The organism is Cryobacterium breve, from assembly GCF_004402375.1.
Lineage (GTDB): Bacteria > Actinomycetota > Actinomycetes > Actinomycetales > Microbacteriaceae > Cryobacterium > Cryobacterium breve.
In genome coordinates this window covers 19,616-32,417 of record NZ_SOGJ01000004.1, presented here as the reverse complement: position 1 = coordinate 32,417, position 12,802 = coordinate 19,616, and the positions used below count along the sequence as shown (strand labels likewise).

13 protein-coding genes are annotated in these 12,802 nt (G+C 67.4%); 9 read left to right on the top strand and 4 right to left on the bottom strand.

What is annotated here, in order from left to right; translation table 11 throughout:
• Nucleotides 1–54 precede the first annotated feature (54 nt).
• Both E3O65_RS00525 and E3O65_RS00520 read left to right on the top strand, forming a co-directional pair.
• The gene (locus E3O65_RS00525) at nt 55–1,224 is read left to right on the top strand and encodes a glycosyltransferase family 2 protein (RefSeq protein WP_134361806.1); all 1,170 of its coding nucleotides are present in this window, start codon (nt 55–57) and stop codon (nt 1,222–1,224) included.
• Complete coding sequence (locus E3O65_RS00520; protein WP_134361805.1) at nt 1,224–2,258, top strand: glycosyltransferase family 2 protein; 1,035 nt, start codon at nt 1,224–1,226, stop codon at nt 2,256–2,258. Before E3O65_RS00525 ends, E3O65_RS00520 begins: the two co-directional genes overlap by 1 nt.
• 33 nt (nt 2,259–2,291) lie before the next feature.
• Here E3O65_RS00520 and E3O65_RS00515 read toward each other — a convergent pair whose 3' ends face one another.
• Nucleotides 2,292–3,593: an O-antigen ligase family protein gene (locus E3O65_RS00515; protein WP_134361804.1), complete on the bottom strand. Its 1,302-nt coding sequence runs from the start codon at nt 3,591–3,593 to the stop codon at nt 2,292–2,294.
• A gap of 18 nt (nt 3,594–3,611) precedes the next feature.
• Nucleotides 3,612–4,916, bottom strand: coding sequence for an O-antigen ligase family protein (locus tag E3O65_RS00510; protein ID WP_166785606.1), 1,305 nt, complete (start codon nt 4,914–4,916; stop codon nt 3,612–3,614).
• 81 nt (nt 4,917–4,997) lie between these two features.
• Between E3O65_RS00510 and E3O65_RS00505 the strand changes: the two genes are divergently transcribed.
• A complete protein-coding gene (locus E3O65_RS00505) occupies nt 4,998–6,674 on the top strand; it encodes an FAD-dependent oxidoreductase (RefSeq protein WP_134361802.1) in 1,677 nt (558 codons plus the stop codon).
• Nucleotides 6,671–6,949: a metal-sensitive transcriptional regulator gene (locus E3O65_RS00500; RefSeq protein ID WP_134361801.1), complete on the top strand. Its 279-nt coding sequence runs from the start codon at nt 6,671–6,673 to the stop codon at nt 6,947–6,949. The genes E3O65_RS00505 and E3O65_RS00500 overlap by 4 nt, the downstream gene beginning before the upstream one ends.
• A 94-nt stretch (nt 6,950–7,043) precedes the next feature.
• Here E3O65_RS00500 and E3O65_RS00495 read toward each other — a convergent pair whose 3' ends face one another.
• Nucleotides 7,044–8,222: an acyl-CoA dehydrogenase family protein gene (locus E3O65_RS00495; RefSeq protein WP_134361800.1), complete on the bottom strand. Its 1,179-nt coding sequence runs from the start codon at nt 8,220–8,222 to the stop codon at nt 7,044–7,046.
• Nucleotides 8,223–8,355: 133 nt separating this feature from the next.
• Between E3O65_RS00495 and manA the strand changes: the two genes are divergently transcribed.
• Nucleotides 8,356–9,690, top strand: a complete 1,335-nt coding sequence (gene manA, locus E3O65_RS00490; RefSeq protein WP_134361799.1) for a mannose-6-phosphate isomerase, class I — start codon at nt 8,356–8,358, stop codon at nt 9,688–9,690.
• Nucleotides 9,691–9,715: 25 nt separating this feature from the next.
• The gene (locus tag E3O65_RS00485; protein WP_134361798.1) at nt 9,716–10,027 is read left to right on the top strand and encodes a hypothetical protein; all 312 of its coding nucleotides are present in this window, start codon (nt 9,716–9,718) and stop codon (nt 10,025–10,027) included.
• Nucleotides 10,028–10,059: 32 nt separating this feature from the next.
• Here the strand turns inward: E3O65_RS00485 and E3O65_RS00480 are convergent, their stop codons facing one another.
• On the bottom strand, nt 10,060–11,016 hold the full coding sequence (locus tag E3O65_RS00480) for a GlxA family transcriptional regulator (RefSeq protein WP_134361797.1): 957 nt from the start codon (nt 11,014–11,016) through the stop codon (nt 10,060–10,062).
• 94 nt (nt 11,017–11,110) lie between these two features.
• Here E3O65_RS00480 and E3O65_RS16530 point away from each other — a divergent pair, with 94 nt between their 5' ends.
• The 3 genes from E3O65_RS16530 to E3O65_RS00470 all read left to right on the top strand — a co-directional run bounded on the left by E3O65_RS16530 (nt 11,111) and on the right by E3O65_RS00470 (nt 12,799).
• Nucleotides 11,111–11,254 (top strand): hypothetical protein, encoded by a 144-nt coding sequence (locus E3O65_RS16530; RefSeq protein ID WP_166785605.1) that lies wholly within the window; start codon nt 11,111–11,113, stop codon nt 11,252–11,254.
• 84 nt (nt 11,255–11,338) lie between these two features.
• Nucleotides 11,339–12,310 (top strand): UDP-glucose 4-epimerase GalE, encoded by a 972-nt coding sequence (galE, locus tag E3O65_RS00475; RefSeq protein WP_134361796.1) that lies wholly within the window; start codon nt 11,339–11,341, stop codon nt 12,308–12,310.
• Nucleotides 12,311–12,478: 168 nt separating this feature from the next.
• Entirely contained in the window at nt 12,479–12,799 is a 321-nt protein-coding gene (locus E3O65_RS00470; protein WP_134361795.1) for a WhiB family transcriptional regulator, read from the top strand.
• Nucleotides 12,800–12,802: the final 3 nt, after the last annotated feature.

Sequence of the window (12,802 nt, the reverse complement as noted above, 5' to 3'; positions counted from 1 at the left end):
GACATTCTGTACGATGAGGTGGCTGGACCAACAATGACGGGACTTGCACAACGCATGACAATCACCGAAAGCATTGAACTCTCGATCCTGATGCCGTGCCTCAACGAGGCCGAGACGCTCGCGATCTGCATCGACAAGGCCCACGGGTACCTGCGGCGCAGCGGCATCATCGGTGAGGTCCTGATCGCCGACAACGGCAGCACCGACGGCTCCCAGCTGATCGCCGAGGCCCACGGGGCCCGCGTCGTCGACGTCGCGGAAAAGGGTTACGGCAGCGCCCTGATCGGCGGCATCGAGGCCGCCCGCGGCGCCTACGTGATCATGGGCGACGCCGACGACAGCTACGACTTCAGCGAGCTCGACGGTTTCGTGGAACGGCTGCGGGCGGGCGACGAACTGGTGATGGGCAACCGCTTCCGCGGCGGGATCGAACCCGGTGCCATGCCGCCGCTGCACAAGTACCTCGGCAACCCGGTGCTGTCCTGGATCGGGCGCTCCCTGTTCCGCTCCCCGATCAAAGACTTCCACTGCGGCCTCCGCGGCTTCAATCGCCAGTCGATGCTCGCCCTGCACCTGCAGACCTCGGGCATGGAGTTCGCCAGCGAGATGGTCGTCAAGTCCACCCTGGGTGGGTCCCGGGTGAGCGAGGTGCCCACCACGCTCAAAAAAGACGGCCGCAGCCGGCCGCCGCACCTGCGAAGCTGGCGTGACGGCTGGCGTCACCTGCGCTTCCTGCTCATCTTCAGCCCGCGCTGGCTGTTCCTGATCCCCGGCATCTCCGCGTTCCTGATCGGCCTCGTCGGCACCGTGCTGCTCGGCTTCGGGCCCGTCGTGGTCGGGGAGGTGGGCTTCACCTACTCCAGCCAGATCTACCTGGCCGCCCTGGCGGTCGTCGGCTACCAGGCCTTCCTGTTCGCCCTGCTCACCAAGATCTACGCGCAGCACGAAGGGTTCCGCATCCCCCGCAGCCGCAACTTCGAACGACTCGAGAAACGCATCAGCCTCGAGAGCGGAGCGATCCTCGGGGTCGTGCTGTTCCTGATCGGCCTGGGCATCGCCCTGTCGCAGCTGATCGGCTGGGCGGCCGGCGGCTATGGCGCACTCGAGGCCGGCGCCACCGTGCGGGTGGCAATCCCCTCGGCCCTGCTGATGATGCTGGGCTCGCAGACGGTCATGGGTGGCCTCTTCCTCGGCGTCCTGTCGGTCGGCCTGAAACGACGCTGATGGTTCGCTCCAGCGCTTCCTCCGCTCGCTCGCCCGGGGCATCCGTGCCGCGCGTGTCCGTGGCCCTCTGCACCTACAACGGCTTCGCGTTCATCGAGGAACAGCTGCGCAGCATCCTCGGTCAGACCGAGCCCGCCGGCGAGATCGTCGTCTCCGACGACGGCTCAACTGACGGCACCCCGGAGGCTGTGGACCGAATCTTCGCAGCGTGGCAGGGCGAACATCCGGGCCAACCCGTGACCCTGCGTGTCATCCGCAACCCGGCGCCGCTCGGCGTCACCGCGAATTTTGAGCAGGCGCTCGCCGCGTGCGCGGGCGAGTTGATCGCGCTGAGCGACCAGGACGACGTGTGGCCACCGGAAAGGCTGGCCCTGCTGCGCGCCGAGTTCCGGGCCCGACCCGGCCTGCAATTGCTCCACACGGATGCCCGACTCGTCGACGAGATCGGCCGACCGACGGGCCGCACCCTGCTGGCCACTCTCGGAGTGTCCGCCGCCGAGCAGGCTGCGGAGCATGAGGGGCACGCCTTTGACCTCCTGCTGCGCCGCAACATCGTCACCGGTGCCACAGCGATGCTGCGTCGAGGGCTGGTGCAACGCGCCTGCCCGTTTCCGGCCGCCTGGGTGCACGACGAGTGGCTTGCAATCGTGGCCGCCGCGACGGGGGAGGTGGACCTGCTCGCCCTGCCGCTGCTGGACTACCGCCAGCACGCGGGCAACCAGATCGGCGCCTCCAGCCTCGACGCCGCGGGCAAGCTGGGCCGGCTGCGCGCGCCGCGCACGGCCCGCAACGCCCGACTCCTGGCCCGCGCCCAGGCGTTGCAGGCGCGGGCCGCGCAGCTGCAGCCGTCACCTTCAGCCGACACCCTCGCCCTGATCGACGCCAAGCTGGCCCACGAACGCCGACGCAGCACCCTCCCGCCCCTGCGCGCGGCCCGGGTCGCTTCCGTTTTCGCCAGCTGGCGTGCCGGCGACTACCGCCGTTTCGGCCTCGGCCTGCAAGACGTTGTGCGCGATCTGGCGCAGCCGGTCTGAGCCGCCGCCCGGGTAACTCCGGTTGCGGCGCCGCTACTCCTGGTAGCGGCGCGGGCTGGGCTGCAGCAGGCTTCGCCAGCTCTTGCCCTGGGCTGCCTTGACCGCGCAGATCAGCAGCAACAGCCAGCCGAAGTCCACCAGCACATTGCTTTCCGCCGCCGAGGTGACCAGCAGGATCACCAGCACCAAAGGCGACCACACGTAGACCAGGGAGCGCTTGTCGGAGGCGAGCAGCCATGACCGCCAGAAGGCGAGCAGCACGAGCGCGAGGAAGGACAGCAGGCCGACCAGTCCGACCTGGAGGTATACGTCGATGAACGCGTTCAGGCCGGAGGTCTGCAGGCGCTCGGTGACGAAGCTGAGCCAGCCGTACGGGGTGACACCGACGGGCCAGAGGCCGGCCCACCCCCAGCCCTCGAGCGGGTTGAGCGTGGCCAAGCGCAACATTTCCCCCCACAGCGAGTAGCGGGCCTCGAACTCGCTGCCAGCGTTGAGTTGTTCGACGATGCGTTCCCGGGCCGCGAACACCGTGATCCCGGCGAGCACGGTGGCGCCGAGCAGGGTGATCTGAAGCAGCTTCCGGCTCTCCGCGGGCGTGCGGCGCAGCAACGTGAGTGCCAGGGCGGCGAGGCCCACGAACAGGGCCACCACGAGAATGACGGGGGAGCGAGTGAGGAGCAGGCCGAATACGGCGAGTGCGACGGAGCCGACGCCGAGCCCGCGCCGAACCGACCGGGAGAGCAGCTCGACCGTGAAGGTGACTGCCGCGATCAGCGACACGAGCCCGAACACATTGCGGGAGCCGAAGATGCCCTGCACGGGCCCGAGGTCGGCGATGTTGCCCTGGATGCCGAGGAAGGCGATGGGCATGTCGAGCAGCAGGCCTGACACGACCTCCAGCGCCAGGGACACCCCGAGCAGTAGACGCAGCACGTCGCCGGTGGCCCGCACCACCTGGATTGTGTCCCGGGCCAGGGCGATGTAGATCGCCAGGAAGGTGAATGCGAGCTGATAGAGCGAGGCGCTGATGGTGTGCACGGGGTAGCCGGACCAGATCACCGACAGGGCGCACCAGCCCACGAAGACCATAATCGAGATCGGCAAGAGCCCGTGCCAGTCGACGCCGGCCCGGCGGGCGGTGAGCGAGAACGCCGCCAGCACCACGAGCCCCACGAGCACACCGACCACGCCGGGCGGGCCGATCACGGCCCGCAGCGCGGTGGCGCCGAAGGCGAAGCCGATGATGACCAGTGTCAGCGCGGACGCGAACCGGGGTGAGGCGAACAGCCGCGAGAGCGGCGCCGGCACTGCGGGGGGATTCGCGCGGTAGGTCATCTGGTATCCACGCTACGCCTACGGCATCCGTTCATTGGTGGCCTGTTGGCGCTTCGTGGTGACGGCGAGCACGACCAGTAACAGCCAGCCGGACTCGATCAGGATGCGGCTCTCGGCCAGGCTCTGGGCGATCAGGGCCACCAACAGGAGCAGCGGCAGTAGGGCGGAAGCCGCGAACGGTTCGGTATCGGCGAGCCCGCGCCGCGGTCGGTCGACCGCGAGGAACCAGCACCGCCAGAGCGTGGAGAAGACGAGGGCGGCGAAGACGATCAGCCCGAGGACGCCCAGTTGCAGCCACACGTCGAGCCAAGCGTTGTGCGCCTGCAGATAGGTGACTCCGCGGCGCACAGCGAGCCCCTGGAACGGTTCGACCCAGGGAGCCCAATAGCTCACCCAGCCCCAGCCGAAGACCGGGCGCTCGGCGGCCAGCCCTGCCACGCTGCGCCAGATGTCGAGGCGGCCGGTGAGGTCGGCCGACTTGCCGAGCAGCGTGAGGAGTTGCGGAGTGAGAAGGGCCAGGCCCGTGCCGCTGACGACGACGGATGCCGCGGCAACACCGTAGACCACTCGACGCCTCTCGGGTTCCCGGCGGCGGGTCCAGAGGGCGAAGACCAGGGCGAGGGCCACGGCGGCGGCAGCGAGGGCTACGGTCGCGGACCGGGTCAGCAGGAGCACAAGCACCCCGGTGCCCAGCCAGGCCCAGCCCCAGCCGCGCCCCACGGTACCGGCGGTGAGCTGCACGGCGAACACGATCACGGCGATCAGTGCCACGAAGCCGAGCAGGTTGCGGTTGGCGACGATGCCTTCGATCGGGCCGCCCTGCAGCAGGATGCCGCGGGACCAGTAGAACGATTGCGGCACATCCTGGCCGGAGTAGTCGACCCAGAACGGGAGTACGGCGCGGCGCACGAAGACGGCGACGATCAGTTCGAAGACCAGGGACAGGGCCAGGATCCAGCGCAGCGCGGCGGAAAGGGTGCGGAGCAGCTCCGCCCAACTCAGGCACAGGGCCAGGAAGAGCGCGGTCAGCGTCGTCGCCCACTGCAGGGTGACCCCGATCAGCGAGGCGCCGAGGTAGAACGACCAGGCGAGCGACAGGGTCGCAAGACCGAGGAACGCCACGAGCGACGGGGGGAACCGTGGCCACATCCAGTCGGGCTTCAGCTTCACCAGGGCGACGATGCCGCCCGCGACGACGACCAGGGCGATGGCGCCGTAGCCCCACCAGCCGAACAGGCTGCGCCAGAATTGCCCGGCCAGGGCGGAGAAGAAGACGAGCGTCGCGAAGGCGCGAACGACGAAGCGGCTCTGGACGGCTGGCATGTGTCTAAGGCTAGAGCGTGCCAGGGTGGTCATCGGTCACTTTTCATACCCCCTGGGGTATACTAATCCCGGAGGTTTGAAATGAAAACGATCATTGTCGGTGGAGTTGCGGGCGGAATGTCGGCGGCGACGCGGTTGCGGAGGTTGGACGAGACGGCCGACATCAGTGTATTTGAACGAGGCCACTACGTCTCGTTCGCAAACTGCGGACTCCCCTATTACGTGGGCGGCGTAATCTCCGACCGCGGCGACCTCCTGCTCCAGACGCCCGAATCCCTAGCCGCCCGGTTCCGCCTCGACGTGCGCGTCGACCACGAGGTCACCGCGATCGACCGCGACGCGAAGACTGTCACCGTGCGGCAGACCCGGTCCGGGGCCGAGACGACTGAAAGCTACGATCGCCTCATCCTGGCAGCCGGGGCCCTGGCTCGCACGGGCATCACGCCGGCCGGCCTCGCCACCCGCACCCTGCGCACGGTCGACGACGTCGACCACATCACCGCGCTTCTGGCCGGCGTCACGGGCCAGGCCTCCGCCGTCGTCATCGGTGCCGGCTTCATCGGCCTCGAAGCCGTCGAGAATCTCGTGCACCGCGGCGTGCACGTCACCCTGGTCGAGTTCGGCTCTCAGGTCTTCGGGCCGTTCGACGCCGAGATGGCCGCGCCCATCTTCGACGAGCTGCTCGTGCACGGCGTCGACGTGCGCTTGAACACGACCGTGGTCGCTTCCGCCGACGGGGGAGTCGAACTCAGCGACGGATCCGTCGTTCCGGCCGACCTCGTCATCGACTCCGTCGGCGTACTTCCGGACACCTCGCTCGCCGCCCGGGCGGGCATCACGATCGGGGCGAGCGGCGGCATCCAGGTCGACGGCAGCCAGCAGACCAACGACCCGTCGATCTACGCGGTCGGCGACGGTGTCGAGAAAATCGACGCCATCGACGGCAGCGGTGTCCTGATCACCATGGCCGGCCTCGCGAACCGGCACGGCCGGGCGACCGCTGACAGCATCGCCGGCGAGCCCGGGGAGGCCTCGCCGGCCCTCGGAACCGCCATTCTCGGCCTCTTCGGTCTGACGGCTGCCATGGTCGGCTGGAGTGAGAAACGCATCCTGGGGCAGGGACGCGCGCACCGGGTCGTGCACACCCACCCGGCCTCCCACGCCACTTACTATCCGGGCGCAGAGGGCATGTCCATGAAGCTCCTGATCGACCCGGTGACGGATGCCATTCTCGGCGCCCAGATCGTCGGCGGCAGCGGCGTCGACAAGCGCATCGACATCCTGGCGACGGCCATGACCGGCGGGCTGACGGCATCCGCGCTGACCCGCCTCGAACTGGCCTACGCGCCGCAGTACTCGTCGGCGAAGGACCCGATCAACCAGCTCGGGTACGTGGCCGAAAACCTTGCCGCAGGCACGACCCGCGCGCTGCAATGGCACGAGCTTGCCGCGGCCAGAGACGCGGGCGCGGTGCTTGTGGACGTGCGCTCGGCGGGGGAGTTCGCGGCCGGCAACATCCCGGGCGCCATCAACGTGCCACTGGACGAAATCCGCGAACGACTGCCCGATCTGCCCGACGGCCCGCTGATCGTGCACTGCCAGGTGGGCCAGCGCGGCCACACTGCCGCCCGCATCCTGAGCCAGGGCGGGCTCGACGTGCGAAACCTCGACGGTGGCTACCGCACCTGGACCGCAGGTGTTACCTCGCTCAGCCTGATGCCCACCCGCGACTCGAACTCTGAGAGGATTCCCGCATGATCGAAATCACCCCTGGTCCGACCGAACAGAACCAGAAGAAGATCCTCAACCGGCTGCGACGGGCTCAGGGCCAGCTCGCGGCGGTCATCACCGCCGTCGAGGCCGGCGGCAGCTGCAAGGATGTCGTCACCCAGCTCGCCGCGGTGTCGAGCGCCCTCGACAAGGCCGGGTTTGTCATCGTCTCCACGGCCATGCGCGAGTGCCTCGACAATCCGGAGGGGGAGAACTCCCTCACCGTCGAGGAGCTGGAGAAGCTCTTCCTGACCCTCGCATAGCCTCGCGGCGCAGGTTGCGGAAGCGGGCGCACGCTGGAACGTGCGCCGCGCTCCACAACCTGCGCCGCGACATCCGTCGCAGTCGCCGGCTCGGCTAGACGAAAGCCGCTTGGCCGGTGATGCTGCGGCCCACGATCAGGGTGTTCATCTCGCGGGTGCCCTCGTAGGAGTAGATGGCTTCGGCGTCGGAGAAGAAGCGGGCCACATCGTAGTCGAGCACGATTCCGTTGCCGCCGAAAAGCTCACGGCACCAGGCGACCGTTTCGCGCATCCGCGCCGTGGTGTAGAGCTTGGCCAGGGCAGCGTGCTCATCGCGCTGGGTGCCCTCGTCGAGCATCTGTGAGACCCGCACCACCATGCCCAGGCTGGCCGTGATGTTGCCGAGGGACTTCACCAGCAGGTCTTGCACGAGCTGATGACCGCCGATCTCCTTGCCAAACTGCACACGCTCCTTGGCGTAGGCGACGGCGGCCTCGTAAGCGCCGATCGAGGTGCCCACGGCAGCCCAGGCCACCTCGGCCCGCGTCAGACGCAGCACCTTGGCGGTGTCCTTGAACGAGTTCGCGTTCTGTAGGCGGTTCTTCTCCGGAACGACCACGTTCTCCAGCACGATGTCGGCGTTCTGCACCGAGCGCAGGCTGATCTTGCCTTCGATCCGCGTAGCGCTGTAACCGGGGGTGTCGGTGGTCACGATGAAGCCCTTGACCATACCGTCGGCGGTGTCCTTGGCCCAGATGATGGTCAGGTCGGAAAAAGTGGCGTTGCCGATCCAGCGCTTGGCGCCGTTCAGTACCCAGGTATCGCCCGTGCGGGTGGCCGTCGTGCGCAGGCCCTGCGCGGCATCCGAGCCGGAGAGCGGCTCAGTCAGTCCGAACGCGCCCACGAGCTCGCCGCTCGCCAGGCGCGGCAGCCACTCGTCGCGCTGCTCCTGCGACCCCGTCGCCGAGATGGTGCCGCAGGCGAGCCCATTCTGCACCCCGACGAACGTGGCGACGGATGCGTCCACGCGCGCGACCTCGAGGGCAACGAATCCGCGGAACACCGCGGAGTTCTCGAACGGGCGGGTCTCGGGCCAGCCGAAGGAGTATGCCCCGAGCTGCGCCAGCGGCCGAACAACCTCGGACGGGAACTCAGCGCGCTCCCAGCATCCGTTCACGATCGGGCGAACGTCGGACTCGAGGTAGGCGCGCAGATTGCTGAGCGCGGTTTTCTCCAGATCGGTCAGCAGGTTCTCGTAGCCGTAGAAGTCGCTGGGCAGTAGCTCGAAGGTCATCAGGTGCTCCATTGCAGGGGTGGCGACGGCCTCGCTTGCGGCGGTCGTCTAATCTTTGCAGCCTAGATCGCTGGGTCGACTCGCTGAAAGCGGTTGGTAGTTTGGTCTAAACCTAAGAGTGCAGGAGAGCGCCATGTTTGTGGGCATCACCAATTCACCGCGGGACTATGCCTGGGGTTCGACCACCGCCATCGCGGGTCTGCTCGGCTACGTTGCGTCGGGCAAGGCCGAGGCCGAACTGTGGCTCGGTGCGCATCCGGGATCGCCGAGTGTTATCAAGGACCCTGGACAGGTTGGCGGCCACGCCACTCTGCTGGACTGGATCGCGGCCTCGCCGGAGGTCGCCCTGGGTGCCGCGCTCGGCGCAACGTCTTCGCCGGCCGCGCCACGGTTGCCGTTCCTCTTGAAAGTTCTCGCGGCCCAGAGCCCGCTCTCGCTGCAGGCGCACCCGACCTCGGAACGCGCGCGCACGGGATTTGCCCTGGAGAATGAGGCCGACATCCCGACGGATGCCGCAGACCGCAACTACCGCGACCCGTTCCACAAGCCCGAAGTCATCTTCGCCCTCAGCGAGACCTTCGAGGCGCTGTGCGGGTTCCGTGAACTGACCGATATCCGCGGCATCCTCGGCGAACTGCGGGCTCTCGACGTGGCCTCGGACAACCCGCAGTCCGGCGCGCTCGACGCGCTCGAGCGCCGCCTGCTGGGCGACGACGCGCTGCGGGACACTGTGGACTGGCTGCTGCGCGACGGGCGCGGCGGAGACTCCGGTGAGGTGGCCTGGCTGGTGGAACGGGTCGTCGCGCTCGCCGATGGCGCGGCTGAGCTGGCCGAAGACGGCGCGATCCTCGACTACCCACTGGAACTCGCCACCGTGCGGGACCTCGCGCACGCCTACCCGCGCGACCCCGGCATCGTGATTTCGCTGCTGACGAATCGGGTGTCACTCAAACGCGGCGAGGTTCTGTATCTGCCGGCCGGCAACATCCACGCCTACCTGTCCGGTCTCGGCGTGGAGCTGATGGCCGCGTCGGACAACGTGTTGCGCGGCGGGCTGAGCCCCAAGCACATCGACGTCGACGAGCTGCTCGAGGTGCTTGAATTCACGCCACTTCCCGTGCCATATCTGTCGCCAGTGGTGTCGTCCCCGGGCGTCTCGGAGTTCCGGCCCGACGTCGACGACTTCGCGCTGGTGCATATCGCGGCGGAGGCTGAGGGTGGTGCTCCGGGCGCCGACGGCGCAGTGCCGATGAGGCAGTTCACGCTGACGGGGCCCGCAATCGCCATCTGCACGGCCGGGGGATTCCTCGTGGCCGGTGCGGGGGCATCCGTCGCCCTCAAACGCGGAGAGTCGGTCTACATCACGCCCGACGAGGGCACGCTCACCTTCGCCGGGGTTGGCGAGGTCTTCCTGGCTACGACCCCAGAGTCGTCGCCCCTCACCAATTCGACGGAGATTTTGCTCTAGAACCCGGTATTCAAGGGTCCCATTCGTGCCGCAACCATTCGTCTGCGGTGTCGGGCGTCTCGATGGCCAGATCGGGCCGTCCACCTTTGTCGAGATTGATGGCAAGGACTGGCATGACGATCCGCTTGCGTTCGAAACCGACCGGGAACGTGATCTGTTGGTGGCGATCAAGAACGGACGCACCCTGAGGTTCAGCTCTGCGTTCTTCCGTAAACGGTGGGGGTTGTGTCTAAACGCGATGGTCACGGCGCTTGAGGACGACTACCTGCGCACACCCTCGACGGCGTTCCCGCCATTCCCCGAACGGCTGACGCGGGTCCGACGCCGCGTCGGCTAGCGGTCGGGTTCGGCGGGGGTGGCGAGGGGCGGTCAGCCGACGCGGCGGGCGCCGAAGGTACGGCGGTAGGCCGTAGGAGAGGTTTGCAGCACCTTCACGAAGTGGTGGCGCATCACGGCCGCCACGCCGAAACCGGTCTCGGCGGCGATCTCCTCGAGGCCGAGTGTTGTCTCCTCGAGCATTTGCTGGGCCCGCAACAGCCGCTGCCGGTTGAGCCACGCGGTCGGCGTTGTTCCCAGATCTGCCCGAAACCGGCGGGCAAAGGTGCGCGGCGACATCAGCGACCGCCGCGCGAGCTGGTCGACCGTGAGGTCCTGGTCGAGGTTCTGCAGCATCCACTCGGTCACGGCCGCGAACGAGTCGCTGCGGCACTCAGGCATGGGCGCCGAGATGAACTGAGACTGCCCACCGTCCCGCTGCGGCGCGACAACCATGCGCCGGGCGATGACGTTCGCCGCCGCTGCGCCAAGTTCCTTGCGCACGATGTGCAGCGCCGCATCGATGCCCGCCGCGGTGCCGGCGCCCGTGACCACCCTCCGGTCCTCGACGAACAGAACATTCGGGTCGACATCGGTTTCCGGGTAGGCGCGCGCGAGCGCATCCGTGTACATCCAGTGGGTCGTGCTGCGACGACCGTTCAGGATGCCCGCAGCGCCGAGCACGAACGCCCCGCTGCACACGCTGAGCACCCAGGCCCCTCGGGCCTCCGCCGCGCGCACGACGCGCAGAATCTCAGGGTGGACCGGCTCGCCGGCCTCGTAGGCCGGGATCGCGATCAGATCTGCGTTCGCTGCGGTTGATAGGTCTTCGGTGACGACGATGTCGAAACCGAGCTTGGTGTGGATCGGGCCTGGCTCCGCCGCGCTCACGTGGAAGTCGAACACCGGGCCGCCATGTTCGCTGCGGTCGATGCCGAAGACCTCGCAGATGACACCGAATTCGAAGGGCGCCAGCCCCGGGAGGGCGACGCAGACAACTTTGCGCAGCATGAAAAAGCCCTCACGTTGGAATTGGCAGGAACACGTCGGTCACTGGCAATCCTGCCACTTTCGGCAGGAAGTCTCAATACTTAGAGTTTCTGCCATGACCATTATCATTCTTCTTCTTTCTTTCGGCTCCCTTGCGCTGTGGGGCGTTCTGGCGACGCTCCGGGGTCTGGGCACCGACGGGTACGGTCGCCTGGAAGTCGCGCGGCGAAACATCCGCCCCGACGACCTGCCACGCTGACGACCTACCTGATCGCTCCGTCGGCCCAAGGCTAGGCTTGTGGCGCGGCAATGCTCGATTGCCGTCAGATCCTGCGAGGTTCAGATGGCTTGGCTTGTCACCGGAGGTGCCGGTTACATCGGCTCCCACATCGTTCGTGCGTTCCGCAAGGAAGGAATCGAGGTGGTCGTCATCGACGACCTCTCCAGCGGCCACGCCGATTTCGTGCCTGCCGACGTCCCCTTCGTGCGGGGCACGATCCTTGACCGCGACCTGCTGATGCGCACCTTCGCAGAGCACACCATCACCGGGGTCGTTCACGTGGCCGGCTACAAGTACGCCGGCGTCTCGGTGCAGCGCCCGCTGCACACCTACGAGCAAAACGTCACGGCCATGGCCACGCTGCTGTCGGCCATGCAGGAATCCCAGGTCGGACGGATGGTGTTCTCCTCGAGTGCGGCCGTCTACGGCACCCCGCACACCGATCTGGTCACCGAGGACACCCCGAAGAACCCCGAATCCCCCTATGGGGAGTCGAAGTTGATCGGCGAGTGGCTGCTGCGCGATCAGGCCGTCGCCGCCGGCCTGAGCTACACCGCGCTGCGCTACTTCAACGTGGTCGGCTCCGGTGCCCTCGACCTGCGCGACACCAGCCCGCACAACCTGTTCCCTTTGGTCTTCGACGCTCTGATGGAGGGGCGCACCCCGAGCATCAACGGCAACGACTACGCCACCCCCGACGGAACTTGCGTTCGCGACTACATTCACGTGGTCGACCTCGCCGTCTCGCATGTTGCCGCGGCTCGCCGACTGGATGCCGGCACACCCGTGCTGCCCGTCTACAACCTCGGCAGCGGCGACGGAGTGTCGGTGGGCGAGATCATGTCGACCGTGTCCGCCGTGACCGGGATCGACTTCAAGCCCGTGATCGGCCCGCGCCGGGCGGGGGATCCCGACCGGATCGTTGCCTCCGGTGACCTCGCCGCCCGCGATCTGGACTGGGTCATGCGCCACACCTTGAGCGATATGGTGCACAGCGCCTGGGAATCGCGACAGGCGGCATCCCTCACCCCGTAGCTTCGGCGACTAAACAATTCCGAACGATTTTCGCTCTTGGGCGAGTCGAAACCCTCTAGCGAATATTGAGGGTTTACTATCTGCGACTTGACGGCAGGGAATTACACGGCTGTAATTAGGGCTGACGCGTAATTTTGGGGCACATTTTGCAGTGGGGTGGATGACGATATGGCGCTATCAGAGTCTGGTGCCGGGGTACCGGAGGACTGGTTCGTAGACCCAGTTCGTCTTGGCGTTCCTGGTGTTCGAAAAGATGTGGGCGACGGCGATCCTCTGTCGTGGCAGTCGGATTCGCTGTGTGCGCAGACTGACCCTGAGGCGTTCTTCCCCGAAAAGGGCGGATCGACCCGCGATGCCAAGAAAATCTGTTCCTCGTGCGAGGTGCGAACCCAGTGTCTGCAGTACGCCCTGGCCAACGACGAGCGGTTCGGCATCTGGGGCGGGCTCTCCGAACGAGAACGTCGCAAACTGCGCAAGCGGGCGAGCTAAGCC

Coding starts and splice junctions, on each gene's coding strand:
- E3O65_RS00500 (WP_134361801.1), top strand. CDS start 6,671: ATGATCGAAATCACCCCTGGTCCGACCGAACAGAACCAGAAGAAGATC.
- E3O65_RS00470 (WP_134361795.1), top strand. CDS start 12,479: ATGGCGCTATCAGAGTCTGGTGCCGGGGTACCGGAGGACTGGTTCGTA.
- E3O65_RS00525 (WP_134361806.1), top strand. CDS start 55: ATGACAATCACCGAAAGCATTGAACTCTCGATCCTGATGCCGTGCCTC.
- E3O65_RS00510 (WP_166785606.1), bottom strand. CDS start 4,916: ATGCCAGCCGTCCAGAGCCGCTTCGTCGTTCGCGCCTTCGCGACGCTC.
- E3O65_RS00480 (WP_134361797.1), bottom strand. CDS start 11,016: ATGCTGCGCAAAGTTGTCTGCGTCGCCCTCCCGGGGCTGGCGCCCTTC.
- manA (WP_134361799.1), top strand. CDS start 8,356: ATGTTTGTGGGCATCACCAATTCACCGCGGGACTATGCCTGGGGTTCG.
- E3O65_RS00505 (WP_134361802.1), top strand. CDS start 4,998: ATGAAAACGATCATTGTCGGTGGAGTTGCGGGCGGAATGTCGGCGGCG.
- E3O65_RS00515 (WP_134361804.1), bottom strand. CDS start 3,593: ATGACCTACCGCGCGAATCCCCCCGCAGTGCCGGCGCCGCTCTCGCGG.
- E3O65_RS00520 (WP_134361805.1), top strand. CDS start 1,224: ATGGTTCGCTCCAGCGCTTCCTCCGCTCGCTCGCCCGGGGCATCCGTG.
- E3O65_RS16530 (WP_166785605.1), top strand. CDS start 11,111: ATGACCATTATCATTCTTCTTCTTTCTTTCGGCTCCCTTGCGCTGTGG.
- galE (WP_134361796.1), top strand. CDS start 11,339: ATGGCTTGGCTTGTCACCGGAGGTGCCGGTTACATCGGCTCCCACATC.
- E3O65_RS00495 (WP_134361800.1), bottom strand. CDS start 8,222: ATGACCTTCGAGCTACTGCCCAGCGACTTCTACGGCTACGAGAACCTG.